The sequence below is a fragment of the Bifidobacterium sp. SO1 genome (genome assembly GCF_018555335.1).
GTDB lineage: Bacteria > Actinomycetota > Actinomycetes > Actinomycetales > Bifidobacteriaceae > Bifidobacterium > Bifidobacterium simiiventris.
In genome coordinates this window covers 92,320-118,622 of sequence record NZ_JAFEJR010000002.1, presented here as the reverse complement: position 1 = coordinate 118,622, position 26,303 = coordinate 92,320, and the positions used below count along the sequence as shown (strand labels likewise).

The window sequence follows — 26,303 nt, the reverse complement described above, 5'->3', positions numbered from 1 at the left end:
CGCCCAACCTGCCGTCGTCGTATCAGCCGCCCGTCACTCGGGGCTCTTGAGCGCGCCGACCATGTCGATGCGGTCCAGCGACCGGTTCGTCGCCGCCTCGACCAGCACCGTGAACACGAGCGCGAGCACGGCGGCGGCCGCATAGCAGTACCAGGCCACGTTCGGTACGAGATTCATGCCCGGCAGGTCGAGTTTGCCGATCAGGAAGCCCAGCAATCCGCGCCCGCACGGCAGACCGACCGCGATGCCGATCGCCGCAAGCAGCAGCATCTCCTTGTTCACGTAGCCGTGCACCTCGCACCGACGGAATCCGAGCACCTTGATGGTAGCGAGCTCGCGTTCGCGCTCGGAGATGTTCGTGGAGGCGAGCGTGTACAGCACCACGATCGCGAGGATTGCGGCCATGACAACGATGAAGCCGATCATGACGAAGAACATGAGGAAGCTCTTCGAGAAGTCGCGTTCCTGTTTGGCCGAGCTCGTCACGGACAGATAGATGTCGTTTCCGGCGATGTCATCCGCGAACGCGATGTTCTCGTCCATGTCGTCGGCGTTCACGTTGACGAGATCGGCGTTCGCGGCGAAATCCGCGTCGAACGCACGCTCGTATGCGGACTCGGTCATGACGACGAGATTGCCGGTGTAGTACTGCGCGACACCGACCACCGTGACGTCAACGCTGTCGGCCATCGTGTCGGTCAGAGTAACCGTGGCGCCGTCCGCAAGCGCGAGTTTGCGCGCGGCATTGACGGTGACGATCACGCCGGCATGGTGGTCGTGGCCGGCATTGTTATCCGGCAGCGTGATCGGGGTTCCGGCCTCGGTGTGCAGTTCGAGGTAGCCGTTCAACGACTCGCCGTCCGGGATGACCATGAGTTGTGCGCTGATCTTCGCGTCGTCGGCGGAATCGTCGCCGGCCGCGTCCAACGTCACGTTGCCCAGCTGCAGCGGCAGGGTCGATGCGACGCGCGTGTCGTCGTCCAGTTGCCGTTGCGCATCGTCATGGTCGGCGGCGGAGGTGACGGCCATGACGTCGTACGGCGCGATCTCGCGGTGTTGGCGCGGCATGAGCGTGAGCGCGGAGCTGCCCATGCCGAAGCCGGCGGTCATGAGCGCGGTGCAGCCGAGCACACCGATGATGACCATCAGCGCGCGCGACTTGTAGCGCAGCAGGTTGCGTGCGGTCACCTTGCCAAGGAAGCTCAGGTGGTTCCAGACAAAGCCGACGCGTTGCAGGACGATCGTGCGGCCGGCCTTGGGAGCCTTGGGACGCATGAGTTCGGCCGGTTCCAGCCTGAGTGATCCGGCCGTAGTCGCAGCGGCCGCCCCGGTGATCGTCACGACGAACAGCAGCACGCCTCCCACCGCGAGCCTCCAGTCCACGAGCAGCGGATAGCCCGGCAATACGTAGAGGCTCGAGATCAGGCGCCGCGTGAACACGAACGGCAGACCAAGCAGACCGAGCGCATCGCCGAGCAATCCGCCGAACAGGCAGGCCGCGCCGGCGTACACCAGGTATTTGACCATCGTCTCGCCGCGCGTGTACCCCAATGCCTTATAGGTACCGATGAGCCGGCGATCCTCCTCCACCATGCGCGTGACGGCGGTCAGGCTCACCAACAGCGCGATCACGAGGAACAGGACGGGGAACAGCGTGCCGAGACGCATGATCATCTCGCTTTGGGTGTTCACGTCCTCCCAGCTGGTGACGGAACTGCGGTCGCTGATGATCCATTTCGCGTCGGGCAGTGCGGCGACACCGGCTTCGATCTTGGCCTTCGCGGCGGCGAGCTGTTGTTCGGCGGCGGTTTTGGCCGGCAGCCCGTCGGGCAATGCGTCGACCTTGGCCTGCTGTTCGTCGAGCCTGCTCATGGCCTTGGCGAGCGCGGCGTCGCGCACGGCGTCGGTGCGCGCCTGTTCACGGGTCTTTTGGATGGATTCGATCGCGCTCCTCGTGTCGGCCACAACGCCCAGATAATCGTCGTCGTATGTGTTCATCGCGGCCGCGTCGGCGACGGTGAGCACTGCGGACGTGTACGGCACGTCGTCGCCGTTCGTCGCGGCGAGCGAGTCGGTCGTGACGACCATCGGATATACGGTTTTGCCGCCGGAGACGAGTGCGAGCGGGCCGGACGGGTTCACGATGTCGTTCGGGTCGATGATCGCGCCGACGATCGTGTACTCGCCGTTTGCGAAGGTGCCGGCCGAACCGGTCGCATCGTCCGACGTATCATCCGACGACGGGTCAGACGAACCGACCGCGGCCGCCGTCATCGAATCGTCCGGTTTGAATTCGAGCGTGTCGCCGATCGACTTGCCGGCGTCGTCCAGATACTGCCGCGTCACGGCGATCTCATGACCGGATTTCGGCAGACGGCCGTCGGTCACGTACGGCCGGTCGATGCCGCGGTCGTTGAGCGAGGTGACGGTGGCGGACGCCTGTTTGCCGTCGATCATCGTGGTGACATTGGCCGCGTATTCGCCGGCCGCGTCCTTGACGCCGCGTACTGTGCGCAGTGCGGCAATGTCGTCGTCATCGAGTCCGAGCGTGGAGACGATCGCGATGTCGTGCATGCCGGTTTCGTCGAAGAACTCGTCGAGTCCGGCCCGGATGTCGCGGCCTACCGAGTTGAGGCCGCCGAGCATCATCACGCCGACCGCGACGATCACCGTCATCGCGGCGAAACGCTTGCCGTTGCCGCGGATCGCGCGCCACGCGTCCTTCCAGAGTGCAGTTTTCCTCATCGCGACTCCCCTACCATTCGATGTCCGAGATCGGCGTCGGGCTCGGGTTCGCCTTGATCTCGGTGACCTTGCCGGAACGGAAGCGGATCAGCCGGTCGCCCATCGGCGCGAGCGCGGAATTGTGCGTGACGAGCGCGACGGTGATGCCACGATTGCGGCAGGAGTCCTGCAGCAGTTGCAGCACCTCCTTGCCGGTGTTGTAGTCGAGCGCGCCGGTCGGCTCGTCGCACAGCAGCAGTTTCGGGTTCTTGGCGAGCGCGCGGGCGATCGAGACGCGTTGCTGTTCGCCGCCGGACAGTTGCGCGGGGAAGTTGTTGAGCCTGTTGCCAAGGCCGACCTTCTTGAGTGTCTCGCGCGCGTCGAGCGCGTTCGGGCAGATCTGGCTGGCGAGTTCCACGTTTTCGAGCGCGGTGAGGTTGGGCACGAGGTTGTAGAACTGGAAGACGAAGCCGACGTCGAAGCGGCGGTAGTCCGTCAGCTGCGCCTCGTTGGCCCTGGTGATGTCCTTGCCGTCGAGACGCACGGAGCCGGAGGTGGCGCGGTCCATGCCGCCGAGGATATTGAGCGCGGTGGATTTGCCGGCGCCGGACGCGCCGAGGATGACGGCGAGTTCGCCCCGTTCGATGTCGAAGGTGGCGTGGTTCAACGCCAGCACGGCGGATTCGCCGCTGCCGTATTGGCGGACCACGTCGTGGAATTCAAGGAATGACATGTCGATCGTGCCTCTCTTTGCGATTGACCGTTGCGATTGACTGACGCATTGGATTGCGTGCGATTCCAAGAAATACATCAGTCTGTCGGGTAAATAAATCCACGTAATCCGACATTATGTAGGGTTTGGCGGCAGGATCGGCCACGCGGCATCGAAAACACGATATCGTGTTGAGTTAGCCGATCACTCAACCAGGAGGCGACATGGCACGACCGCGAGCCGAGGAACCGGGTGCACCGCAAAAGATGCAGGATGCGTTCTGGCGTTTGCTGGAGGACAAGCCGTACGCGCAGATCACCATCAGCGACATCACGCGTGCGAGCGGCCTCAACCGCAGCGCGTTCTACTACCATTACGCCAACATCCCCGAACTGGCTGACGACGCGATCGCCGCGATCTACGAGCAGCCGGACATCACCGCATTCATCATGCACGTCATCCGTCAGGACGAAGGAATCGACGGCATCCGCGACTATGCGCTCGCTTGCCTGTCCTCGCCGCAACGCATCCGCAGCATCCGCCGTCTGTCGCTGATCGCCGGGCCGCACGGTTCGGCCGGACTCGCGGTGCAGCTCAAAACCCATGTCGTCGAGATCTGGCTGACGGCGCTCGGCCGCGATCCCGCCACACTGAATCCCGGTCAGCACATGCTGCTGGAGTTCGCCTCAAGCGGCATGCTCGGCGTGCTCGCCAAGGCGCCAGCCCTGCTCACACCGGACAACGTCGAGTGGCTCAGCCGTTCGATCATGCCGAGCATCGTCTCACAGCTCATCAATTCGCTCAGGACCGGCGGCGACGAGCCGATACGCAAGGAGCCCGACGCGTAGACGATACGTGTCGGGCTCCCGTCCGCGGCGATCGGCGGCCGCTGCTCACGCAGCCTACTTCATGAGGTTGCGCAGCACGTACTGCAGGATGCCGCCGTTGCGGTAGTAGTCGGCCTCGCCGGGCGTGTCGATGCGCACGACCGCGTCGAACTCGGTCTTCGAGCCGTCGGCGTGCGTGGCGGTGACGTGCACGGTCTTCGGTGTCGCGCCGTGGTTGAGCTCCTCGATGCCGTCGATGTCGTACGTTTCGGTGCCGTCGAGGCCGAGCGACGTGTAGCTTTCGCCGGCCGGGAACTGCAACGGCAGCACGCCCATGCCGATCAGATTGCTGCGGTGGATACGCTCGAAGCTTTCCGTAATCACCGCGCGAACGCCCAGCATGAGCGTGCCCTTGGCCGCCCAGTCGCGCGATGATCCGGTGCCGTACTCCTTGCCGGCGAGCACCACGAGCGGCGTACCGGCGGCCTTGTAGTTGAGCGACGCGTCAAAGATCGTGGACGGCTCGCCGGTCGTGAAGTCGTAGGTGAAGCCGCCGGGCGTGACCTCGTTGCCGGTGGAGGCGAGCAGCAGGTTGCGCAGGCGGATGTTGCCGAACGTGCCGCGCACCATGACCTCGTGGTTGCCTCGGCGCGAACCGTAGGAGTTGAAGTTCTTCGGCTCGACGCCGCGTTCGGTCAGGTACTTGCCGGCCGGGCTGGACGCCTTGAACGCGCCCGCCGGAGAGATGTGGTCGGTGGTCACGGAGTCGCCGAGCAGGGCGAGCACGCGTGCGCCGTGGATGTCGGCGACCGGGTCCGGCACGGCCTTCATGCCGTCGAAGAACGTCTGGCGGCGCACGTACGTGGACTTCGGGTCCCATTGGAACAGCTCGCCTTCGGGCACGTCGAGGCCCTTCCAGCGATGGTCGCCCTCGAACACGGACGCATAGTCCTTGAGGAACATCTCACGGCTGACGGTGCCATTGACCACGGCGGCGACCTCCTCGTTGGTCGGCCAGATGTCCTTCAGGTACACGTCGTTGCCGTCCGGATCCTTGCCGAGCGGCTGCGAGGCGAAGTCGAAGTCCATCGTGCCGGCGAGCGCGTACGCGATGACGAGCGGCGGCGAGGCGAGGTAGTTCATCTTGACGTCCGGGCTGATGCGGCCTTCGAAGTTGCGGTTGCCGGACAGGACGGCCGTGACGGTCAGGTCGTTCGCGTTGATCGCCTCGGAAATCTCCGGCAGCAGCGGGCCGGAGTTGCCGATGCAGGTGGCGCAGCCGAAGCCGACGAGCTCGTAGCCGAGTCGGTCGAGATCGTCCTGCAGTCCCGCGGCCTTGAGGTAGTCGGCGACGACCTGCGAGCCGGGGGCGAGCGAGGTCTTGACCCACGGCTTGGGTTTGAGGCCCTTGGCGACGGCGTTGCGGGCGATGAGGCCGGCGGCGATCATGACGGACGGGTTGGACGTGTTCGTGCACGAGGTGATGGAGGCGATCGCCACGTCGCCGTTGGTCAGATCGAAGTCGCCGCGGAAGTCGGTGGACACGGCGACCGGCTCCTTGACGGTCTTCTCGGTCTCGTAGGCAGGCAGCGTCTGCTCGAACGTGGCCTTGGATGCCGACAGCACGATGCGGTCCTGCGGGCGCTTCGGGCCGGCGATGGACGGCACGACGGTGGACAGGTCAAGTTCCTCGTATTCGGAGTACTGCGGTTCGACGTAGTCCGGATCGGACGCGTCGCCCCACAGCTTGTTGGCCTTCGCATAGGCTTCGACGAGCGCGACCTGCTCGTCGGAGCGGCCGGTGAGCTTGAGATAGTCGAGCGTGACCTGGTCGATCGGGAAGATGCCGCAGGTGGAGCCGAATTCGGGGCTCATGTTGCCGATGGTGGCGCGGTTGGCGAGCGGCACGGACGCGATGCCGTCGCCGTAGAATTCGACGAACTTGCCGACGACGCCGTGCTTGCGCAGCATGTCGGTGATGGTCAGGACCACGTCGGTGGCGGTGACGCCTTCGGGGATGGAGCCGGTGAGCTTGAAGCCGACGACGCGCGGCACGAGCATGGAGATCGGCTGGCCGAGCATGGCCGCCTCGGCCTCGATGCCGCCGACGCCCCAGCCGAGCACGCCGAGGCCGTTTTCGGTGGTGGTGTGCGAGTCAGTGCCAACGCACGAGTCGAGGTAGGCGAGCTGGCGGCCACGCTCCCCCGCCTTCGTCATGATGACCTTGGCGAGGTATTCGATGTTGACCTGGTGGATGATGCCGGTTCCCGGCGGCACGACGCGGAAGTTGCGGAACGCCTGCTGGCCCCAGCGCAGGAACTGGTAACGCTCGCCGTTGCGCTGGTATTCGATGTCCATGTTCTGCTGGACGGCGTCGGCGACGCCGTACTTGTCGATCTGCACGGAGTGGTCGATGACCATGTCGGACTGGACCTGCGGGTTGATGACCTCGGGGTCGCCGCCGAGCTGTTTGACGGCGTCGCGCATGGTGGCGAGGTCGACGATGCACGGTACGCCGGTGAAGTCCTGCATGACGACACGGCTCGGCGTGAACTGGATCTCATGGCTGGGCTCGGCGTTCGGATCCCAGTCGAGCAGCGCTTTGACATGTTCGTCGGTGATGTTCGCGCCGTCGATGTTGCGTACGAGGTTCTCGACCAGCACCTTGAGCGAGTACGGCAGATGGTCGATGCCGGGCAGGTCGGCAATCGAATAGTAGTCATAGTCCGTGCCGTTCACGCTGAGCGTGGACAGCTGGTCGTCGCGTACGGACATGTTCCCCTCCGGCTTCTAGGACTGTAATCGGTAACGTCGCCGATTATCTGCCCTTCACAATACCGGCATGTTACCGTGGCTCTGGCGTGTCGGCTTGCCATGTGAGATAATCCGCGCCGCCGCGGCGACGATCACATGACACAGGACGAACACGGCGGCCGACAGCAGCAGCGCGACGGCGGTGGCGGTGATCTCACGGCCGGTGGGCACCTCAAGCGCGAAGAAGCTCGCGACGAACGGGATCAGCATGCCGACGACGCCGGCCGCGGCGAACGCGGCGACGAGGATGCCGCGCCACGAATTGAGCGGCTGCGCAACGCGGGCGAGGACCAGAACGCCGAGCACGAACACGATGATCGCGTTCGTGGCGCGCAGTTCGGCCAGATCGGCGGCGTTCTCGACATTCCAACCCATGATGGACGGCAGAATCCACGACGAGCACAGGACGGCCAGGGCAATCGCGAGCCCGCCGGGCAGGGCGAACCGGACGACGCGGTGCAGGAACCCGGGGATGTAGCGGCGAGTGTTCGGCGCGAGCGCGAGGATGAACGCCGGCATGCCGATCGTGAGCGCGCCGATGTAGGTAATGTGCCGGGGCAGGTACGGGAACGGGATGGCCGTGAGGACCACGCCGAGCGAGATGAGCGCCGAGTACACGGTCTTGACGAGGAACAGGCTGGCGACGCGTTCCATATTGGCCATGACCTGACGGCCGCGGGCGACCACGTCGGGCAGATGGCTGAATCTGGAATCCACGAGCACGACCTGGGCGACGGCCTTGGTGGCAGGCGCGGCGTTGCCCATCGCGATGCCGAGATCCGCCTCCTTGATGGCGAGCGCGTCATTGACGCCGTCGCCGGTCATCGCGACGACGTGGCCGTCCACGTGCAACGCCTGGACGATGGCCTTCTTCTGGTCGGGCAGGACACGGCCGAGCACGTCGACAGTTTCGAGCGTGCGGGCGAGCTCGTTGACGTCGCTCGGCAATTGCCGCGCGTCCATCGCGACGGGCGCGCGGTCACCGGTCAGATGCACCTTCCGTGCAATCGCACCGACCGTGACCGGATTGTCGCCCGAGATGATGCGGCAGCGCACTCCCTGCTCGCGGAACCATGCAAGCGTGCCTTCGGCATCCGCGCGGATCCGCTCCGCGCACAGCACCAGTCCCACCGGCCGCGCCTGCGGATTGACCGCTTCCTCGACCTCGTCTCCACCTTTGACGCTGGCGGAGCCTCGGCTCGTCCCGTAATTAAGGACGGCCTGCGGCCGCGTTTGGCTGGCTCGCCTGTCGGCTCGCACATTGCCTGCGAACGACTCTGTCGTTCGCTGAACGGCAATGTCCCGGCTGAGGGAGCTGTCACGGCCACGCCGTGACTGAGGGAGGGCACACCCAACCACCTCAGAAGTCACTGTCGCGATCAAGAGCACACGGTTGCCGTCCGCGGCGAGCGCGTTCACCTGCGCGAGCACATCCGCATAGTTCCCGTCAAGCGCGCCGAGCAGCACCTCCGGCGCCCCCATGTACCAGGTCGTGCCGTCTCCGTCCGTGATCGAACTCCACTTGCGCGCGCTCGAGAACGGCACTCGCGCGGCGACCTGCCCCGCACCGAATCCTTCCCCTCGCAGTCCGGCAAGCACCGCCTGACCGGTGCCGTTCGGTTGTTCCTCGTTCGCCAGGTCGTACAGCGCCTGTTTCGCCGTCCGTTCGTCGCAGTCGGCATTGTCGAGCATCATCACGCGGTCGAACGCGATGCCGCCGTCGGTCACCGTGCCGGTCTTGTCGAGGTTCAGGCAATCCACGCGGGCCAGTGTCTCCACCGATTCGAGTTCCTGTACGAGCGTATTGTGCCGGGCCAGCCGCATAGCGGCGATCGCGAAGTTGAGCGAGGTGAGCAGCACGAGTCCTTCCGGGATCATGCCGACCACACCGGCCACGGCGGAGACGACCGCCTGCCGCCACGCGCCGGTCGAGATCGCCGCCGACCAGCCGCCGACGGTCTGTATCTGCGACCAGATGAGCAGCGCGCACAGCGGCACGACGAGGAACGTCATGAATTTGAGGATCGTGTTGATGCCCTTGTTGAGGTCGGACACGGTTTTCTTGTACACCTTGGCCTGTGCGGTCAGGCTGGCCGCGTACCCGTGTGCGCCGACCGCGGTCACGCGTGTCAGCGCCATGCCGGAGACGACGGTCGAACCGGAATACACCGCGTCGCCGCTCTTCTTGCGCACAGTGCGCGACTCGCCGGTGAGCATCGATTCGTCGAGTTCGATGCCGTAATCGTCCACGACTTCGGCGTCGGCGGGCACCTGGTCGCCGGAGCGCAGCCAGAGCAGGTCGTCGAGCACGATGCCGTCGTGGGAGACGGTCGTGTCCCGTCCGTCGCGGTGGACGACGTAGTCGGCGGCGACGAGGATGGACAGTTTGTCGAGCGTGCGTTTGGCCTTGAGCTCGGTGACGATGCCGATGCCGGTGTTGATGAGGATCACGAAGCCGAAGACCGCGTCGCGCCATGAGCCGGTGATCAGCACCATGACCATCGCGGCGAGGATGATACCGTTGAACAGGGTGAACACGTTGGCGCGCACGATGTCGGCGACCGACCGGGATGTGGAGGTTTTCACCGTGTTGACGCGCCCGTCGGCGACGCGTTCGGTCACTTCGGCTTCGCTCAGACCGGTTTCGGATGTCTGCGGCATGGAAAGACTCGCGCTCATGCCCACCAGCCTACCGCGCCCGTCCGTCCGCGCACTCATCCTGTGGACGGATGTGGAGTCCCGTGTGATGCGGTTCGGCTACGGCCGGTTCAGTTCGGTCGCGTTCATGGTGCTGACCATGACCTCACGCTCGTGCGGTTTGTCGTCCATGATGTCGGCGAGCGTCTGGGCGATCGGCTGCGCGTCCGCCGCACGGTCGTTGAGCGTCAGCGTCGCGGCGAACAGTGTCTTGTCGGCGGGCGTGTTCGTCGGGTCGAGCAGCGCGATCGGGATGCCGGCGCCGCGGGCCTTGCGCAGTACGCCGTTCCAGTCGTCCGTGTTGTCGGAACCGAGCTGCAGGCCATTGATCACGATGACGGTGGCCCGTCGGTCGATCAGATCGGTCACGCCCCGCCGCGCGGTGGCGTCCGGATCGGACATGTCGGCGACCGGCACGTACACGGCGTTCACGCCGGCCGTGTCGAACGCGTCCATCGCCATCCTGTCCACATCGGCACTTTGCGCGGCGCCGACCAGTCCGATGAGCATGTCCTGCTTGATCTTGCCGATGTGCGCGACCTCGGGTTCGCTGTCCTGCGTGTCGCCGACCGCGCGACCGGCCGGCTCGCAGGCGGCCAATGTCAGACAGGCGGCCGTACAGGCCAGCGTGGCGGTCAGGCGACGGAACATGGTTCGGCTCATACGCTCGATCCTACTGCATTCACGCGCGGCGGAACAGCGCCACCGTCTCGACGTGGTGGGTCATCGGGTAGATGTCGAACGCGCGCACGTCGGCCAGTTCGTAGCCGAGTTCGCGCAGCGTGCCGGTGTCGCGGCCCAGGCTGGTCGGGTCGCATGCGATGTAGATGATCGAACGGGCACCGGAGGCGGCCATCTGACGGCAGACCTTGGCCCGGGCGCCCGCGCGTGGCGGGTCGAGCACGATGAGGTCGGGATGTGCGAGGTGTGCGGGCACGTTGGCGAGGGTTTTCGCCACGTCGCCGCATCGCGCGTCCACGTCGGTCAGGTTCAGGTGCCGCAGGTTGCGTTGCGCGCTCTTGACGGCCGTGCGGCCGCCTTCGACGCTGAGCATGCGCGTGCGCGGCGTGACGAGCGTGGCCAGCGGCAGCGTGAACAGGCCGGAACCGGAATACAGGTCCCAGATGCAGGCGGACTGATTCTCGCCGATCTCCTGGCGGGCGAGCGAGATGACGTGGTTCGGCAGGGCGATCGGCGCCTGGCGGTGAATCTGCCAGAAGCCGTTCGCGTCGACCGTGTATTCGAACGTGGTGCCGGCGATGTCGGCGCGTTCGACGAGCCGCTGGCTGCCTGAACGCAGTTCGCCGTCGACGAGCACGGCGTAGTTATCGGCTTTGTCGTTCGTTTCGGATGAGGGACGCGGTTCGGGTACGGACAGGCGGATCTGCGAGCCGGGTTCGAAGCCGCCGTCCCAGGTATGCTCGCGTTCGGCCACGGCGAGCAATGTCTTGGTCGCGAGCGGCATCGTGTCGATCGGAACGCGCACGTGCGAGCCGCGTCGGCGCATCGAGGGGTTCCCGTCGTCGTCGGCGATCATCTCGATGCGGGTGCGCCAATGGAATCCGCCGAGCGCCTCGTCACCATCCATACGTTCGATCGGCACGGGCACGTCGATATGGCCGAGCCGACTGAGCTGTTCGGATACGGTGACGGCCTTCCAACGCAGCTGGCCTGGAAGGCTCACATGCACGAGGTCGGCGCCGCCCACGCCGCCGCCCATCGCCAGAGGACCGGCAAGCGGCCATGCGGGGGCCACGCGGTCCTCGCTCGCCTCGATCACTTCGGTGACCTCGCCTGTCCAAAAACGGTCGTCGCGGTCGTGCGGCTCGTCCAACGTCACGCGCACGAGCTCGCCGGGCAGGGCGAAGCGCACGAAGACGACGCGTCCGTCGATATGGCCGACGCACCGGCCCTGGTCGGCATAACGTTCGATGCGCACCTGAACGTCCATCACGTAGTACTCCTTGCGGTCTGGTTGTCCGGACAAACGGGGTATCCGGTTACTGGTTGTCTGTCTGCGCGGCAGCCTTGTGACGGTGCAGCGGGGTGGCGATGATAAGGTACGACACCCAGATCGCGAGCGCCCAGAACGGGATGCCCATGAGCAGTCTCGCCGTGCCGAGCAAGGCGACATGGTCAGTCAGATACAGCGGCACCTGCACGAGTAACCGAAGCGCGAACACGCCGATCCACAATGAGGTCACGATCATGTACGCGCGTTTGAGGTCGCGGTCGTGCATCCAGTCGTCGAACCATGTCTTGAAATGCTCGGTCGGCAGGGACCTGATGAATTCGACCATGAGGCCGAGGCCGGGCACGCGCACGATCAGCGACAGCGTGAGCAAGACCAGATACACGGCGTTCGAAATGAAGCCGAACATGTAGTAGTTGCGTGCCTCGTGGCTTTTCCACGCCCAGATCAGGCAGATGCCGACCGCGATCAGGCCGCTCAGCGCGCCCATCGCGGACTGGCGCTGCATGAGCCGGACGATCACCTGGATCACGGCCAGTGCGGCGGAGACGGCGATCGTGAGATTGAGGTTGCTGGTGACGATGAACATCACGACGAACACGACGCCCGGCAGCATCGATTCGACGACGCCGCGCGGGCCGCCGATCGCCTCGATGACGGAGAAATCGCTGCCGTCACCGGCATTGGCGAGCGACGCCATGCCGGTGCGTCGTTTCTGGTTCTCTTCGGCCATGGACTGGCTGGGTCCCGTCAGCGGACTTCAGAGAACATCGGGCCGCGCGAGAGCGTGGTCTTGACCTCGACCTGCTGGTCGGTGTCGAACGGGCCGTCGGGCTTGTTCGGGATGTCCTTGAGGTGCTCCTTGCCTTCCGTCTCGCCAGCGGCGGCCGCGGCGGCGGCCTTGCGTTCGGCCGGGGCGACGGGCGGGTGCATCGGGATCAGGTCGCGCGGCGCGAGAGGCTCCTCGCCGCGGTCGACGACGACGTCGGCGAAGAACTTGTTGAGCGCGATCGTCTCATCGGCGTTCGGGTCGGTCGCGGCCGTGCCGGAGAAGATGCCGCGCAGCATCCAGCGCGGGCCATCCACGCCGACGATGCGGGTGACGAGCGTCTTGCCGCCCTTGAGCTGGACCGGCAGCTTGATTTCGGTGCCAAACACGCCCGGCTGTTCGGTCGCGCCTTTGTTGGCGGCGATCAGGTCGGCGCGCACGTCGTCCCACAGGCCGGCGCTCTTCGGCGCGGCGAACGCCTCGATCTCGAGGCTGGACGAACCGTAGGAGATGGTGGAGCCGAGGATCTGCTGGTCGGCGCGGCTGGCCTTGAGACGCAGCGACAGGCCCTGCAGATACGGCAGGTAATAGGCGCCAAGGTCGAGATGCATGTCGTAGTCGATCACGTCCTCGTCGTTGACATCCCACGGGCCGTATTCCTCGCCGCGGCCCTCGTATGCGCTGACGATCTCGGTCGGGTAATGCTCCTCGGCGGTTTGGGCGGCGGCCTTGTCGGCGGTGTTTTCGGCCTCGTCCTTGGCCTCGTCGGCGGCCTTTTCGGCCTCGCGCTCAGCGGCGTCCTCGTCCTGGTGCTTCTTCTTGCCGAATCCAAACAGTCCCATTGGTGTTCCTCGTTTCGTTATGCGGTTGCAACCTCGACTAGCGTAGCACTACACCTTGTGATTGGCTGTCAGCGGTGCGGATCGTCCGGCGGCTAGACGATATGCGCCGCTGAGATGCCCGTCAGCGGTGCATATCGTCTATCGGACAGCGGAAATCACACGTCATACGTGATCGTCAGCGGCGCATGGTCGGACCATCGCGCGTCGTAGGTGGGCGCCTTGTCGATCACGAACCCGCGTGCCGTCTCGGCCAGTTCGGGCGTGGCGAACTGGTAGTCGATGCGCCAGCCGACGTTGTTGTCGAACGCGCGGCCGCGCTGGCTCCACCATGTGTACGGGCCTTGGATGTCGCCGGCGAGGTCGCGCATCACGTCCACGAACTCCAGCTCCCCCAGCCAGCGGTCGACGTACCTGCGTTCGGCGAGCAGGAATCCGGCGTGCTTCTCGTTGGCTTTGGCGTTCTTGATGTCGAGCGGCGTGTGCGCGATGTTGAAGTCGCCGCACAGCACGGCCTGACGCCCGCCGTGCGCCGCCTCGTCGCGCAGCTGGCCCATGCGCACGAGCATGGTGTCGAGAAACCGGTATTTCTGCTGCATCTTCACCGGGTCGTCGGTGTTGCCGGCGTGCACATACACGCATACGACGGTGATCTCGTAGCCCTGCGGCGTGCGGACGTCCGCCTCGATCCAACGGCCGGAGTCGACGTCATCGCCCAGTCCCGGCAGGCCGTACCGACGTGCGACGACCGGCAGGTCGGACAACAGGGCGACGCCGGCACGTCCCTTGACACGGCAGATCTCGTTCATCGAAGTCAGTTCGGCCGGATCGGACACGGCCCCAGCGGTGGCGTACTCGAAGCCGAACCCGCCGATGATGCGGTCGATGTCGGGCTGCGGGGCGCGCACCTCCTGCATGCACCAGATGTTAGGGGTGTTGCGGCCTGCCCAATCGGCGATGCCCTTGCGTTCGGCGGCACGGATGCCGTTGACATTCGACGTGGTGATGGTGATGGTCATGCGGCTCATGATACACGCCGCATACCAAAACAGGCTCCCCTTATGCGTCAAGGGGAGCCTGTCAGGGCGTATTGCGATTCAGGATCAGTCGAGGCCGAGCTGGAGCTTGCCGCCCGGGATGGCGTCGAGCAGATCCTTGGTGTACTGCATCTTCGGATGCGCGAACACCTCGTCGGTGGTGGCGTGTTCCACGAGCTTACCGTGCTGCATCACCACGACCTCGTCGGCGATCTGGCGGACGACGGCCAGATCGTGGGTGATGAACAGGTAGCTCAGACCCTGCTCGGCCTGCAGGTCGTTGAGCAGGTGCAGCACCTGGTCCTGCACGAGCACGTCGAGGGCGGAGACGGCCTCGTCACACACGATCACATCCGGGTTGAGGGCCATCGCTCGCGCGATCGCGATGCGCTGGCGCTGGCCGCCGGACAGCTCGTTCGGGTAACGGGTCATCACGGACTCGGGCATCTCGACCATGTCGAGCAGCTCGCGCACACGCTTCTGGCGGCTCTTCGTGTCCCCGATCTTGTGGATGCGCAGCGGCTCCTCGATCGAACGGTAGATCGAATACATCGGGTCAAGCGAACCGTACGGGTTCTGGAACACCGGCTGCACGTGGCGGCGGAAGTCGAGCAGCTCCTTGCCCTTGAAGCCGGCGATGTCCTTGCCTTCGTAGGTCACGGTGCCGGCGGTCGGCTCGAGGAGCTTCAGCACCATGTTCGCCACGGTGGACTTGCCCGAGCCGGACTCGCCCACGATGGCCAGCGTGGAGCCGCGCTTGACGGAGAACGAGACGTCGTCGACGGCCTTGAACATCTCCTTCTTGCGCGGGAGCTTGAATTCCTTGGTCAGGTGGTCGACGGTGATGATGTTCTCGCTCTTTTCGAGCGCATCCTCTCCGACGACGTGGTGCTCGAGCAGCGCGTCCGCGTTCTCGCCGCGCTCGTGCGCGGAGATGATGCGCTGGGATGCGAGCGACGGGGCCGCGGCCACGAGACGCTTGGTGTACGGATGCTGCGGGTGCTGGAGCACCTCGAGCGACGGGCCGGATTCGACGACCTGGCCCTTGTACATCACGACGATGTGCTGGGCGCGTTCGGCGGCCAGACCCAGATCGTGGGTGATGAACAGCACGGCCGTTCCCAGCGAGTCGGTCAGGTAGTGCAGGTGATCGAGGATCTTCTTCTGCACGGTCACGTCGAGCGCGGAGGTCGGCTCGTCGGCGATGAGCAGCTCAGGGCGGCAGGCGAGGCCGATGGCGATGAGCGCGCGCTGGCGCATGCCGCCGGAGAACTCGTGCGGGTACTGGCGGGCGCGCGTGGCCGCGTCGGGTAGGCCGGCCTCGGACAGCAGGCCGGCGATGCGGTCGTTGAGCGTGGAACCGGTGACGTGCTTCTTGGCGATGACCCATGCGTCGTCGTCGGCCACGCCGGCCTTGATGAGGTCGTCGGCCACACGCCAACGGGTTTCGGAGCCCGGCACCCACTCGTCCTTGAACGCCTTCATGAACGCGTCGGCCTTCTCGCCGGTTACGCCGATCTTGGCGAGCGCGTCCTTGGCGGCGTCGAGCAGCGCGGGCAGCTCGGCGGAACCGATGAACGTTTCATCGTCGTTGGACTTGACGGCGACCTCGTCGCCCGCCAGGGCCTTCGCCAGTGCGGAACGCTTCTCGTGCGCCACGTCCATGCCGTTGGCCTTGAGCGCCTCCTTGACCTGGGTGCCGATGCGGTACACCGGGTTGAGGTTGCTCATCGGGTCCTGCGGGACGAGGCCCATCTTGGTGCCGCGCAGCTTGTCGAACTCCTTGGGCTTCAAGCCAGCGATCTCCTGGCCGTCGAGCTTGATGGAGCCGCCGACCACGTGGCCGGTGCCGGGCAGCAGGCCGAGCACGGCCATGGCGGAGGTGGACTTGCCGGAGCCGGATTCGCCCACGATGGCCACCCACTGGCCGGGGTAGACGCTGAAGGAGGAGTCGCGCACGGCGTGCACGGCGCGGTTGTCGTCGGTGGTGAAGTCGACCTTGAGGTCCTTGACTTCGAGCAGCGGGCCTTGGGCCTTCTGCATCTCGACGAGCTTCTCGTTGCTATTCGTAGTTTCCATGTCACTCATCCTTCGAGACTCAGGCCGTACGGCTCTTCGGATCGATGGCGTCCTTGACCGCGTCGCCCATCATGATGAAGCTCAGCACGGTGATGGCCAGCGCCACGGACGGGTAGAACAGCACCATCGGGTTGGTCATCAGGTTGGTCTGCGCCTGGGAGATGTCGCCGCCCCAGCTGACGGTGGTGGTCGGCAGGCCGATGCCGAGGAAGCTCAGCGTCGCCTCGGACACGATGTAGGAGCCGAGGGAGGTGGTGCCGATCACGATGATCGGGGCCATCGCGTTGGGGATGATGTGGCTGAACAGGTTGCGCATCGGGGTGGAGCCGAGCGCGGTGGATGCGGTGTTGAACTCGAGATTCTTGGCCTCCATGACCGAGCCGCGGGCGATTCGCGCGGTGGACACCCAGCCGAAGAGGGCGAGCACGAGCACGACCTTCCAGATGGAGCTGTTGGTGCGGAACATCTGCAGCACGACGATGGCGCCCAGCAGGAACGGGATGGCGTAGAAGATGTCGATGATACGGCTCAGCAGGGCGTCGACCCACCCGCCGAAGAAGCCGGCGACCGCGCCGATGAGCGTGCCGACGAGCACGACGATCAGCGTGGACAGGATGCCGACGGACAGTGAGGTGCGCGTGCCGTACACGGTGCGGGCGAACACGTCGCAGCCCTGGAAGTCATAGCCGAACGGATGGCCCGGCTCCGGGTCGCCCAGCGAGTTGTCGAGGTTGCAGTAGTTCGGGTCGATCTTCGTGAACACGCCCGGGAACAGCGCGACGAACACGATGAAGACGATGAGGATGCCCGAGACGATGAACAGCGGGTTCTTGCGCAGCGTGCGCCACGCGTCGGCCCACATGCTCGAGGCCGGTGCGGATTCGTCGACCTTGTCGACGTCCTGGAGCGGGGTCTCCTCGATCGGGGCGACGTAACGCTCCTGTCCGGGCAGCACGACGGTTTCGGGGAAGGTCTTGGTTTCGTCAGTCATGATGCTTGTCCTCCTCTCGATCACGCGTAACGAATGCGCGGGTCAAGGGCCGCGTACAGCAGGTCGACGATCAGGTTGCAGATCACGAAGATCAGCAGCAGCAGGGTCACGATGGACACCACGAGGTTGCCTTCGCCCTTGAGGATGCTCTGGTAGGTCAGGAAGCCGACGCCGTGGATGTTGAAGATCTGTTCGGAGATCATCGCGCCGCCCATGAGCGCGCCGAGGTCCTGGCCGAGGTAGGTGACGACCGGGATGAGCGAGTTGCGCAGGACGTGGCGCACCATGACGGACATGTTGCTCATGCCCTTGGCGCGCGCGGTGCGCACGTAGTCCTCGGCGATGTTCGAGGAGATCTCGGAACGGGCGAGGCGGATGATGTACGCCATCGACACGGAGCCGAGGACCATAGCCGGGAACAGCAGGTCGAAGAAGCCCGGGTCGCTTCCGGCGGTCACGGGGATGAGGCTCCACTCGACGCCGAGGAAGTACTGGCCGGCGAAGCCGGTCACGAAGGTCGGCACGGAGATGAGCAGCAGGGAGATGAGCAGGATGACGGTGTCATACCACTTGCCCTTGTTCAGGCCGGAGATGATGCCGAAGATGATGCCGAAGATCGCTTCGAAGCAGAAGGCCATGATGCCGAGCCTGATGGTCACCGGGAACGCGCGGGCGATCTCGTCGATGACCGGCTGGCCGGCGAACGTGTTGCCGAAGTTCAGCGTGAGCGCGTTCTTGAGGAACAGCAGGTACTGAATGATGAATGGCTTGTCGAGGTTGTATTCGGCGCGGATCTGGGCGGCGACCGCTTCATTGACCGGCTTGTCACCGAACATCGCCTTGACCGGATCGCCCGGCAACGCGAAGACGAGTGCATAGACCAGCAGCGTCGCGCCGAGAACCACGGGGATCATCTGCAGGATACGTCGCAGAAGATATTTACCCATCGGTTTCTCCTTATTCTTATGGATCGGCCGTGATAACGGAAAACGCCAGAAAGGCATGGGAAAGATACCCGGCCGATCGCCAAGTACCTCGTTAGTCTACCTTATGGATCGACTTGAATGTTTCGTAAGGATGACGTGAAGATGAAATACGCCATCCATATGTACTTATATATAAGGAACGGGGAACGGAATCACTTCCGTTCCCCGTCTCACTACGTGGTCAGTTCGACCGTATGATCAGAGCAATCACTCGGACTTGAGGGTGATGTTCTCGTACATCGGCACGTTCTGCCAGTTGAGCTCCAGGCCCTCGACGTTCAGCGAGGCGACCGCGACGGCGTTGGAGTAGTACAGCGGGATGGACGGCAGATCGTTGAGCAGGATCTCCTGAGCCTGCTGGTAGATCTTGTTCGCATCCTCGGTGGAGGTGGCGGCGTACGCCTTGGTCATCAGGGCGTCGAACTCCTTGTTCTTGTAGTCGCCGTCGTTCGAGCCCTTGCCATCGGCAGCGGCGGAATCGTACAGCTGGTACAGGAAGTTCTCGGCGGACGGGTAGTCCGGCTGCCAGCCGGTACGGAACGCGCCCTTGATCTGGCGATCGGTGACGGCGTTACGGAACTCCTGGAAGGTCGGCATCGGGTTGGTGGCGACGTCGATGCCCAGGTTGTTCTTCAGCTGGTTGACGATGGCGTCGTAGATCGGCTTGGCGCCGCCGTCCGCGTTGTACGCGAAGGTGAGCTGGCCGGTGTACTTGGAGATCTTGTCGGCCTTGGCCCACAGTTCCTTGGCGGCGGCCGCGTCGAACTTCAGGTTGTCGACGCCCTTGAGGGAGTCGGAGTAGCCCGGGATGAGCGGGGAGGTGAAGTCGACGGCCGGGGTGCCGATGCCGTTGAGGACCTTGTCCGTCAGCTGCTCGCGGTTGATGGCCTTGGAGATGGCCTGACGACGCAGCTGGCCTTCCTCGGTGGTCACGTCGAAGTGCTCGAGGTTGGACGGGATGGTGAAGGTCTGGGAGACGGAGCCGGCCTTGTTGTAGGCCTGCAGCTTCTTGTTCTTCTCGAAGGTCTTGGTGGCGGAGGCCGGGACGGACTGCATCACGTTCAGGTTGCCGGACTGGACGTCGGCGTACTGCGCGTCGTCGTCGGTGTAGATCTTGAAGGTGATGCCGTCGTTCTTGGCGGCGTCGTTACCCTTGTAGTCGTCGTTCTTGACGATCTTGATTTCCTTGTTGTGGTCCCAGGACTCGAACTTGTACGGACCGTTGCCGACCGGCTTCTCGCCGAAGGCCTTCGGGTCCTTCCAGAAGGATTCCGGCAGCGGGGCGAACGCGGAGTAGCCGACCTTGATCGGGAATGTCGCGTCGGGCTGGTTCAGGTCGACGACGAAGGTGGTGTCGTCCTTGACCGTCAGGCCGGACAGCTGCTCGTCGCCCTTGAGCTTGTCGGCGTCCTGCAGCTCGTCGAAGCCCTTGATGGTCGAGAAGAAGGAGGAGGACTTCTGCGCGTTCTTGGCGTTCGCGCCGTAGGACCAGGCCTTGGTGAAGGACTCGGAGGTGACCGGCGTACCGTCGGTGAACTTCCAGCCGGACTTCAGCTTGATGGTGTACTGGGAGGCGTCATCGTTCGGGGTGATGGACTCGGCGACCTCGTTCTGCGCGTTGCCCTTGGCATCGAAGGACACCAGGCGGGAGAACAGCAGGTCGACGACCACGCCGCCACCGGTCTCGTTGGTGTTGGTCGGGACGAGCGGGTTCTGCGGTTCGGAATCACCGGCGGTGATGATCATCTTGCCGCCATTGGCAGCGGTGTTGCTGGCGTTGTTGGAAGAGCCGCAGCCGCTGAGCAGCATGGCCAGAGAGCAGGCAGCAGCCGCGAAAGCAAGAGCTTTCTTCTTCATGAATTTCTCCTATTCCATTGATGGGCCGGCCCGCGTCCCGTCTTCCTGCCGCTTATGCAGCAGTTTCGGACGGACGAACCGACTTACGCAAAAGGGTTGACCGCCCGTCCCGCCGAGCCCAATCGGCCCGGCTTCCCGGATCGGCCAACCCCTTTGCTGATCAATCCTCATTGTGTCCCATATCCTCGTCATGCGCCAGTTCGTTGTCCGTAACGTGGAATGACGCCGATCTTAGGCGATCTCACCGATCTCGTTATCGCTAATCGCCCTGCAAATCATAAGGTTTCGTTCATCTTCGACCGATATGCTACGTATTTTCGGCTCATCATTCGTTCCACGAAAATCGTCATTCGTGTTACGCCCACGTTAACTATGCGGCAAGGTCACGCCCGCGGGAACGCCTGCGCATACCGGGCCTTCAGCTGTTCGATCGACACGTGCGTGTAGCGCTGCGTGGTCTTAAGCGAGGAGTGTCCCAGCATCTCCTGCACCTCGCGCAGGTCCGCTCCCCCGTCGAGCAGATGCGTGGCGGCGCTGTGACGCAGCGCGTGCGGGCTGATGTCCGGCACGCCGGCCGTCCGCGCATTCCGGTGCACGGTCTCGCGCACGATCCGCTGGTCGATCCTGCCGCCCCGGGCGCCCACGAACAGCGCGTCTCCGCAGTCGCCGGCCAGCGCCGGTCGGCCGTCGCGCAGCCAATCGGTCATCGCCTGCGCCGCGGGAGCGCCGAACGGCACCACGCGCTGCTTGTTGCCTTTGCCGATCACCTTCACCGTCCGGCTCGCGAAATCCACGTCCCGTATGTCCAGTCCGGTCAGTTCGGCTACGCGCATGCCGGTTGCGTACAGCAGTTCCAACATCGCCGCATCACGCAGCCTGACCGCGTGCCGCCGCAATCCACGTTCCGACCGGCCGTCCGCTTCCCCACTGTCATCGTCCTCGGCCGACCGGGCCTCGCCGTCGGCCTCGTCCATGAGCCGTTCGGCCTGCGCTTCGGTGAGCACCGCCGGCAATGTGTCGGCGATCTTCGGCGTCATGATCACCGCTGCCGGATCGGCCGGCATGCGCCCGTGCTCGTGCGCCCATACGAAGAACCCGCGCACCGCCACGACCTTGCGGGCCATACTGGAACGCGCATGCGTGCGCGACTCGTGCGCCATCCACGAACGCAGGTCGTCGGTCGTGATCTGCCCCAACTCGTCGATGCCGCGTAATGCAAGCGTGTGCAGGCACGAGCCGACATCCGCACGATACGCTGTGAGCGTATTCGCGCTCAACCCCTTGTTGGCCTTGAGATAGGCGAGGAAAGCGGCCAGCTCGTCGTCGAATGCCATCGCTGTCCTCCCCCGGTCACCATACCCGTCTCCTTATACACTATGCATAGCATCATCGACGGGAAACGGGGACGATATGGGACGTCATTCTGCCACGCACAGCACATCATCGGCATCGATCGGAGCAGGGGCGTCCCGCGGACCGGCACGTGCCCGAATCACGCCCGCCGGCCAGGACGGGGACGAGGTCGTCGCCCGTGCGATCGACCTGACCAAGACCTACGGCGACAAGGATTCGCAGGTCGTCGCGCTCGACCACGTGAATGTCGAGTTCATGCGCGGGCAGATGACGGCGATCATGGGACCGTCCGGTTCGGGCAAGTCCACGCTCATGCACTGCATGGCCGGACTTGACCAGCCGACGAGCGGCAAGGTTGTGGTCGAAGGGCTCGAGGTGTCCTCGATGAACCAGCGGCAGCTGACCAGGCTGCGCCGCGACCAGATCGGGTTCATCTTCCAGTCGTTCAACCTGGTGCCGACGCTGACGGCCGAGGAGAACATCCTGCTGCCGTTGCAGATCGCGAAGCGACCGATCGATCTCGACTGGTTTAACAAGGTGGTCGACGTGGTCGGGCTGCGTTCAAGGCTCACGCACCGGCCGAGCCAGCTGTCCGGCGGCCAGCAGCAGCGCGTGGCCTGCGCGCGTGCGATCATGGCGCGGCCGAGCGTGATCTTCGCGGACGAGCCGACCGGCAATCTCGATTCGCATTCGAGTCGCGAAGTGCTGGGATTCCTGAAGGATTCGGTGCGCGAGTATGGTCAGACGATCGTGATGGTGACGCACGACCCGCGCGCCGCCTCGTATGCGGATCGCGTGCTGGTATTGGCCGACGGCCGCATCACGCAGGATCTGCGGCACCCGACGTATGACGAGATTCTCGAGGTGTTCGCTGGCGAGGGCGATGAGGCGGCGGAAGATTTCTCCGCTCCGCTGCGCTCCGGTCGAAATGACAATGAGGATTCGACTCCTAGCGAACCGTCCGCGTCATCTCGCTCGGGCGAATCCTCTTCCTTATTGTCTCGACCGAGCGCCCCTTCCTCCCTGTCATCTCGACCGAGCGAAGCGAGCGGAGAGATCTCTTCCGAGGAGCGCGCATGATCCGCATCGGTTTGCGCGACGCCCGCGCCCATTTCGGCCGCTTCATCATGTCGATCATCGCGATCGCGCTCGGCGTGTCGTTCGTGGTCGGCTCGTTCTGCTTCCGCGAGATGATGGGCAATCAGGTCGACCAGATGATGGCCTCGAACTCCGACGCGGACGTGTATGTGCGCGGCAGCAAGGAGGACAAGACCGCGGACGACATGATGGCGATGTCGTCCGGATCATCGTCTTCATCTTCATCATCGTCGGCATCCGGCTCGTCGTCCTCGTCCGACGCATCCAAGACCTATAACCGCATCGACGCGTCGCTGGCCGACACGATCGGCAAGGTCGACGGCGTGAAGACCGTCGCGATCACCTACTCCGTGTCCGGCATCGTGCTCGTCGGCAAGGACGGCAACGCCGCGTCGACCACCGGAGCGCCCACGGTCGCGCTCGGTCTGAGCCAGGGCACGTGGCGGTCGGCCACGCTCACCGACGGCCGTTGGGCGAAGGCCAAGAACGAGGTCGCGCTGCATACGTTCGCCGCCGAAACCGCGGGACTGAAGATCGGCGACACGACCAAGCTCGTCTATCCGGACGGTGCGGCCGACGTGAAGGTCGTCGGCCTGTTCTCCACCGATTCCAGCCAAGCCGGCGCGATCATCGTCGGACTTGCGCCGAACGTCGCCAAGGATTACTTCCAGCAGGAAACCGGTCAGATCAACATGGTGCGCAACATCGGCGTCTACGGTTCCGCCAACGATGGCAAGCCGCTGACCGTCGCCCAGCAGCAAACGCTCGCCGACCGGATCAACAAGGCATTGCCGGCCGGGTCGAAGGCCCGCGCGGTCACCGGCCAGCAGGTGCGCGACGACAGTGCGGCGGCCACCAAGAAGGCGCTCGGCTTCATCCAGCCGCTGATTCTGATCTTCGCGGTGATCGCGCTGTTCGTCGGCTCGTTCATCATCGCGAACACGTTCTCGATGATCGTGCGCGAGTCGATGCGCGGCTACGCGCTGCTGCGTTCGGTGGGCGCCTCCCCCATGCAGGTGTTCTCCACGGTGATCGTGCAGGCGATCGTGCTCGGCCTGACCGGTTCGGTGTGCGGCATCGGACTCGGCTGGGGCATGGTGCGACTGATCGTGTTCGGCATGGATCGGATGGGTATGCCGATGACCGGCGCGGTCGACCCGAGCGCGTCGGATATGCTGGTCGGCTTGGTCGTCGGCGTGGTGGTGACGTTGCTTGGCGCGGCGCTGCCGGCGCGGCGTGCGGCGATGGCCCCGCCGATTCAGGCGATGAACGAGACGGTGAATCCGGAGAAGCCGGTGTGGCCACGTGGCGTGGCGGGCATGCTGATGATCGCGTGCGGCGCTCTCTCGTGGCTGTTCTGCTGGCGCATCGCATTGGCGAAGGCCGATGATACGGTAACGATCTCGCCGTGGAATTGGCTGAATGATTGGGGTATGTCACTGGGCACCGGGTGGCCGCTCGGCGTGGGCGCTGGACTCGTGGTGTTGGGCGTGATCGTGCTTGCCCCGGCATTGGTCGGGCCGACGAGCGTGGTGCTCGGCTGGATTCCGGCGCACGTATTTGTCGTCACCGGCCGACTGGCGATGCGTAATCTGGCGCGCAGCAAGCGGCGTACGGCGAACACGGCGGCCGCCTTGTTCGTGGGCGTGGCGATCGTAAGCTGTCTGGGCGTGGTCGCCTCGTCGGCGAAAGCGTCGGTCGCGGGCATCGTCGACAGCGGTCTCAAATCCGATTTTTCGGCCATGTCCGCTTCGAGCGGTCGTATTCCCGACGCCGCGATCGACGCGATCAAGAAGACGGACGGCGTAGGTTCCGTCTCGCAGTCGCGCATGCTGCTCGGTGTCACGTACGGTTCCGGCGACGACAAATCGTCCGCGATGACGTTCGCGGAGCAGCCGTCGCTGTTCACCGAAGTGTTCGCGCCGGTCACGAATGCGGGAGACGCGGATCGTGCGCTGCGAGACGGAGAACTGGTCGTCGGCATTACGGTCGCCAAGGACAACGGCTGGAAGGTCGGCGACACGGTCACGGTCAACGGCCGGCAGATCGTGGTCAACGAAGAGGCGACCGCGAAGGCGCAGGCCGAGTATCAGTCGCAGGTGCAGCAGAAGATCGCCGGTTTGCAGACCCAGGCACAGACGCTGCTGGCGGCCGGCGACACGGCCGGCGCACAGGCTAAGGCCGCCGAGGCACAACAAGTGGCCGAGGATGCGAAGAACGTGGATCCGTCCACGCTGGTGAAGACGAAAACCGTCGAGACTCATGTGCAGGCGAAGGTCGGCGCGATCATCGAGAACTCGGTGTACCGGTCGATGGTGCTCATGAACGATGCGCTGGCCGGCAAGATCGCCAACGAGTACACGATGTTCACGATCATGCTATTCATCAATGCGAAGTCCGGCGTGGATACGGCCAAGCTGAAGACGCGGCTGGTCGACGCGGTGAAATCGTATTACGTGGTGAACGTGCAGGATCGCGAGGAGTTCAAGTCGACGATGAGCACGATGGTCGATCAGATTCTCATTATCCTGTACGCGTTGCTGGCGTTGTCGATCGTGATCGCGGTGTTCGGCATCGTCAACACCTTGGCGTTGAGCGTCTCGGAGCGTACTCGTGAGATCGGTCTACTGCGGGCGATCGGCACGTCGCGCATGCAGGTGCGCGGCATGCTAGCGATCGAGGCGGCGATGATCGCCGTGTTGGGCACGCTGCTCGGCGTGGTGGTCGGCACGGGCGCAGGCGCGGTGATCCAGCAGGTGTACCAGTCGAACGGTCTGGAGAAGCTCAGCGTGCCATGGGGCCAGTTGGGCGCGTTCCTGGCGCTGTCGATCGTGATCGGCGTGATCGCCGCCCTGCCGCCGGCCCGCCGCGCCCTCAAGGTCCCCGTCCTCAACGCCGTCGCCACCGACTGATCGGCTGTCGTTCCCCGATTGAAAATGATTACGGCCGTAACCGAGTCACATGGTCCGATCATGGACTCAGATACGGTTGTTATTGCGTCAAAAGCAACCAAATCACCTTGCCGTTAAGCAGGCGGCAGCGCATATTCCATCACGTATGACGCTGGCGGAGCCTCGGCTCCCTCGGCTGAGGGAGCTGTCAGCCGTAGGCTGACTGAGGGAGCGTCGCGGCCGGTAGGCCGCCAAACAAACACCGCATCGCGCAACGCGCGATACCACATGCAATACACGCGCCAACATATTCACCTCGTCTCCACGTTGAGGGGGCTTTGACGGGTTACGATGGAAGACACGTTCATCGCCGAAGGAGGCCATCATGCCGATTCCCAATGAGATTCCCGCCCATGCGCGCGTAGTGGTGCGCGTGTCCGAAGGCGTTGATCCGGTCGATCATCGTATGAAGTACCGCGACTACGTCGGACACGTGCTCTCGTGGGACGGGCATTTGCTCGAACTGTCGCGCGACGCCGCCGCCAACGGCTCACGCCCCGCACAACGGGTAAGCATCGACGCGGATACGATCATCACCCTGAAGCCCGTCCCCGAACGGAATTTCACCCGCCCGTAGCAGTCATGGGCACGTGCAGG

18 protein-coding genes are annotated in these 26,303 nt (G+C 64.6%); 4 read left to right on the top strand and 14 right to left on the bottom strand.

Annotated features, from left to right (window positions below):
• Nucleotides 1-33 precede the first annotated feature (33 nt).
• Nucleotides 34-2,745, bottom strand: coding sequence for an ABC transporter permease (locus JS541_RS02660; RefSeq protein ID WP_214372902.1), 2,712 nt, complete (start codon nucleotides 2,743-2,745; stop codon nucleotides 34-36).
• 10 nt (nucleotides 2,746-2,755) lie between these two features.
• A complete protein-coding gene (locus JS541_RS02655; RefSeq protein ID WP_214372900.1) occupies nucleotides 2,756-3,457 on the bottom strand; it encodes an ABC transporter ATP-binding protein in 702 nt (233 codons plus the stop codon).
• A gap of 203 nt (nucleotides 3,458-3,660) precedes the next feature.
• Between JS541_RS02655 and JS541_RS02650 the strand changes: the two genes are divergently transcribed.
• Nucleotides 3,661-4,284, top strand: a complete 624-nt coding sequence (locus JS541_RS02650; protein ID WP_214372898.1) for a TetR/AcrR family transcriptional regulator — start codon at nucleotides 3,661-3,663, stop codon at nucleotides 4,282-4,284.
• A gap of 54 nt (nucleotides 4,285-4,338) precedes the next feature.
• Here JS541_RS02650 and acnA read toward each other — a convergent pair whose 3' ends face one another.
• From acnA to JS541_RS02590, 12 genes are all read right to left on the bottom strand, one after another.
• Entirely contained in the window at nucleotides 4,339-7,038 is a 2,700-nt protein-coding gene (gene acnA / locus JS541_RS02645) for an aconitate hydratase AcnA (RefSeq protein WP_214372896.1), read from the bottom strand.
• Nucleotides 7,039-7,092: 54 nt separating this feature from the next.
• On the bottom strand, nucleotides 7,093-9,756 hold the full coding sequence (locus JS541_RS02640; RefSeq protein ID WP_240539216.1) for an HAD-IC family P-type ATPase: 2,664 nt from the start codon (nucleotides 9,754-9,756) through the stop codon (nucleotides 7,093-7,095).
• A gap of 78 nt (nucleotides 9,757-9,834) precedes the next feature.
• Nucleotides 9,835-10,437 carry a sugar ABC transporter substrate-binding protein gene (locus JS541_RS02635; protein WP_214372895.1) on the bottom strand — a complete coding sequence of 201 codons (603 nt, stop codon included), beginning with the start codon at nucleotides 10,435-10,437 and terminating at the stop codon, nucleotides 9,835-9,837.
• A 19-nt stretch (nucleotides 10,438-10,456) separates the two neighbouring features.
• Entirely contained in the window at nucleotides 10,457-11,725 is a 1,269-nt protein-coding gene (locus JS541_RS02630) for a TRAM domain-containing protein (protein WP_214373136.1), read from the bottom strand.
• Between the two features lie 49 nt (nucleotides 11,726-11,774).
• On the bottom strand, nucleotides 11,775-12,479 hold the full coding sequence (locus JS541_RS02625) for a DUF3159 domain-containing protein (RefSeq protein ID WP_214372894.1): 705 nt from the start codon (nucleotides 12,477-12,479) through the stop codon (nucleotides 11,775-11,777).
• 17 nt (nucleotides 12,480-12,496) lie between these two features.
• Nucleotides 12,497-13,357, bottom strand: a complete 861-nt coding sequence (locus JS541_RS02620; RefSeq protein WP_214372893.1) for a DUF3710 domain-containing protein — start codon at nucleotides 13,355-13,357, stop codon at nucleotides 12,497-12,499.
• A 155-nt stretch (nucleotides 13,358-13,512) separates the two neighbouring features.
• Nucleotides 13,513-14,373 carry an exodeoxyribonuclease III gene (locus tag JS541_RS02615; RefSeq protein ID WP_214373135.1) on the bottom strand — a complete coding sequence of 287 codons (861 nt, stop codon included), beginning with the start codon at nucleotides 14,371-14,373 and terminating at the stop codon, nucleotides 13,513-13,515.
• A gap of 84 nt (nucleotides 14,374-14,457) precedes the next feature.
• Complete coding sequence (locus JS541_RS02610) at nucleotides 14,458-16,479, bottom strand: ABC transporter ATP-binding protein (protein WP_214372892.1); 2,022 nt, start codon at nucleotides 16,477-16,479, stop codon at nucleotides 14,458-14,460.
• 10 nt (nucleotides 16,480-16,489) lie between these two features.
• On the bottom strand, nucleotides 16,490-17,461 hold the full coding sequence (locus JS541_RS02605; protein WP_214372890.1) for an ABC transporter permease: 972 nt from the start codon (nucleotides 17,459-17,461) through the stop codon (nucleotides 16,490-16,492).
• A gap of 20 nt (nucleotides 17,462-17,481) precedes the next feature.
• On the bottom strand, nucleotides 17,482-18,408 hold the full coding sequence (locus JS541_RS02600) for an ABC transporter permease (protein ID WP_214372889.1): 927 nt from the start codon (nucleotides 18,406-18,408) through the stop codon (nucleotides 17,482-17,484).
• Between the two features lie 246 nt (nucleotides 18,409-18,654).
• Nucleotides 18,655-20,304: an ABC transporter substrate-binding protein gene (locus JS541_RS02595; protein WP_214372888.1), complete on the bottom strand. Its 1,650-nt coding sequence runs from the start codon at nucleotides 20,302-20,304 to the stop codon at nucleotides 18,655-18,657.
• 383 nt (nucleotides 20,305-20,687) lie between these two features.
• A complete protein-coding gene (locus tag JS541_RS02590; RefSeq protein WP_214372887.1) occupies nucleotides 20,688-21,638 on the bottom strand; it encodes a tyrosine recombinase XerC in 951 nt (316 codons plus the stop codon).
• Between the two features lie 157 nt (nucleotides 21,639-21,795).
• Between JS541_RS02590 and JS541_RS02585 the strand changes: the two genes are divergently transcribed.
• The 3 genes from JS541_RS02585 (at nucleotide 21,796) to JS541_RS02575 (ending at nucleotide 26,283) form a co-directional block, all read left to right on the top strand.
• Nucleotides 21,796-22,737, top strand: a complete 942-nt coding sequence (locus JS541_RS02585; RefSeq protein WP_346428283.1) for an ABC transporter ATP-binding protein — start codon at nucleotides 21,796-21,798, stop codon at nucleotides 22,735-22,737.
• Nucleotides 22,734-25,667 (top strand): FtsX-like permease family protein, encoded by a 2,934-nt coding sequence (locus JS541_RS02580; protein WP_214372886.1) that lies wholly within the window; start codon nucleotides 22,734-22,736, stop codon nucleotides 25,665-25,667. Before JS541_RS02585 ends, JS541_RS02580 begins: the two co-directional genes overlap by 4 nt.
• 364 nt (nucleotides 25,668-26,031) lie before the next feature.
• A complete protein-coding gene (locus JS541_RS02575; protein ID WP_214372885.1) occupies nucleotides 26,032-26,283 on the top strand; it encodes a DUF6725 family protein in 252 nt (83 codons plus the stop codon).
• Nucleotides 26,284-26,303: the final 20 nt, after the last annotated feature.

Coding starts and splice junctions, on each gene's coding strand:
- JS541_RS02580 (WP_214372886.1), top strand. CDS start 22,734: ATGATCCGCATCGGTTTGCGCGACGCCCGCGCCCATTTCGGCCGCTTC.
- JS541_RS02635 (WP_214372895.1), bottom strand. CDS start 10,437: ATGAGCCGAACCATGTTCCGTCGCCTGACCGCCACGCTGGCCTGTACG.
- acnA (WP_214372896.1), bottom strand. CDS start 7,038: ATGTCCGTACGCGACGACCAGCTGTCCACGCTCAGCGTGAACGGCACG.
- JS541_RS02625 (WP_214372894.1), bottom strand. CDS start 12,479: ATGGCCGAAGAGAACCAGAAACGACGCACCGGCATGGCGTCGCTCGCC.
- JS541_RS02660 (WP_214372902.1), bottom strand. CDS start 2,745: ATGAGGAAAACTGCACTCTGGAAGGACGCGTGGCGCGCGATCCGCGGC.
- JS541_RS02610 (WP_214372892.1), bottom strand. CDS start 16,479: ATGAGTGACATGGAAACTACGAATAGCAACGAGAAGCTCGTCGAGATG.
- JS541_RS02595 (WP_214372888.1), bottom strand. CDS start 20,304: ATGAAGAAGAAAGCTCTTGCTTTCGCGGCTGCTGCCTGCTCTCTGGCC.
- JS541_RS02640 (WP_240539216.1), bottom strand. CDS start 9,756: ATGAGCGCGAGTCTTTCCATGCCGCAGACATCCGAAACCGGTCTGAGC.
- JS541_RS02615 (WP_214373135.1), bottom strand. CDS start 14,373: ATGACCATCACCATCACCACGTCGAATGTCAACGGCATCCGTGCCGCC.
- JS541_RS02600 (WP_214372889.1), bottom strand. CDS start 18,408: ATGGGTAAATATCTTCTGCGACGTATCCTGCAGATGATCCCCGTGGTT.
- JS541_RS02655 (WP_214372900.1), bottom strand. CDS start 3,457: ATGTCATTCCTTGAATTCCACGACGTGGTCCGCCAATACGGCAGCGGC.
- JS541_RS02575 (WP_214372885.1), top strand. CDS start 26,032: ATGCCGATTCCCAATGAGATTCCCGCCCATGCGCGCGTAGTGGTGCGC.
- JS541_RS02650 (WP_214372898.1), top strand. CDS start 3,661: ATGGCACGACCGCGAGCCGAGGAACCGGGTGCACCGCAAAAGATGCAG.
- JS541_RS02605 (WP_214372890.1), bottom strand. CDS start 17,461: ATGACTGACGAAACCAAGACCTTCCCCGAAACCGTCGTGCTGCCCGGA.
- JS541_RS02590 (WP_214372887.1), bottom strand. CDS start 21,638: ATGGCATTCGACGACGAGCTGGCCGCTTTCCTCGCCTATCTCAAGGCC.
- JS541_RS02620 (WP_214372893.1), bottom strand. CDS start 13,357: ATGGGACTGTTTGGATTCGGCAAGAAGAAGCACCAGGACGAGGACGCC.
- JS541_RS02630 (WP_214373136.1), bottom strand. CDS start 11,725: ATGGACGTTCAGGTGCGCATCGAACGTTATGCCGACCAGGGCCGGTGC.